Annotated in this window: 1 protein-coding gene and 1 pseudogene; both read left to right on the forward strand. The window is 77.0% G+C overall.

The genetic code is table 11. From position 1 onward, the window contains the following. Positions 1-639: UbiA family prenyltransferase (locus tag GRC12_RS44760; protein ID WP_439959965.1), on the forward strand; the 639-nt coding region annotated here is incomplete at its 5' end. Beyond that, positions 636-830 (forward strand): annotated as a pseudogene (locus tag GRC12_RS44765) (sugar phosphate isomerase/epimerase); the annotation flags it as partial. The gene GRC12_RS44760 and the pseudogene GRC12_RS44765, both read left to right, overlap by 4 nt.

Genomic DNA, 830 nt, shown 5'->3' on the forward strand with positions numbered 1-830 from the left:
CCCTCGGCCCGCATCCACCCGGCCGCCGCCTTCTCGGCCGCCTGCGCCCTCACCGGAGCCGGCCTCGCGCTCGCCGCCCGTGCGGGCCGCCCCGCTCTGACGGTCGCCGCCCCCCTCGCGGCCACGGTCTGGGCGTACGACCTCGGCCTGAAGCGCACCCCGGCCGGTCCAGCCGCCATGGCCGCCGTCCGCGGACTCGACCTGCTGCTCGGCGCGGCAGCCACGACCGGCCACCCGCGCAGAGCTCTCCCCTCCGCGGCACTGCTGGCCACCCACACCCTCGCGGTGACGGCCGTTTCCCGCCGGGAGACGACAGGCGGCGCACCCCTCGCACCGCTGGCCGCCCTCGCCACCACCGGCGTCCTCACCCACCTCCTCACCCGCCGCCCCTCCGTGAAAGCCGCCCTGCGCTCGACGCTCGGCGCCGCCTACGCCGTCACCGCGGCCCGCCCCTACGCCCACGCGGCCCTCAATCCGTCACCCCCGCTCACCCAACGAGCCGTCGCAAGCGGTGTCCGCGCCACCATTCCGCTCCAGGCCGCGCTCGCCGCCCGCTCGGGCGCCCCGTCCACCGCGGTGCTGGTGGCGGCGCTCGCCCCGCTCGGCAGGCGGTTCGCGAGGACGGTGAGCATCACATGAACACCGAGAAGACGCCCCGGCCGAACGGCACGCCGACCCCGGGACCTGCAGCCGCCACCCCCGTCCGTTTCGGCTACGGCACCAACGGCCTCACCGACCTCCGGCTCCACGAGGCCCTCGGCCTCCTCGCCGACCTCGGCTACGACGGCGTGGGACTCACCCTCGACCACATGCACCTCGACCCCCTCGCC

Source organism: Streptomyces griseorubiginosus (genome assembly GCF_017614965.1).
GTDB lineage: Bacteria > Actinomycetota > Actinomycetes > Streptomycetales > Streptomycetaceae > Streptomyces > Streptomyces griseorubiginosus_B.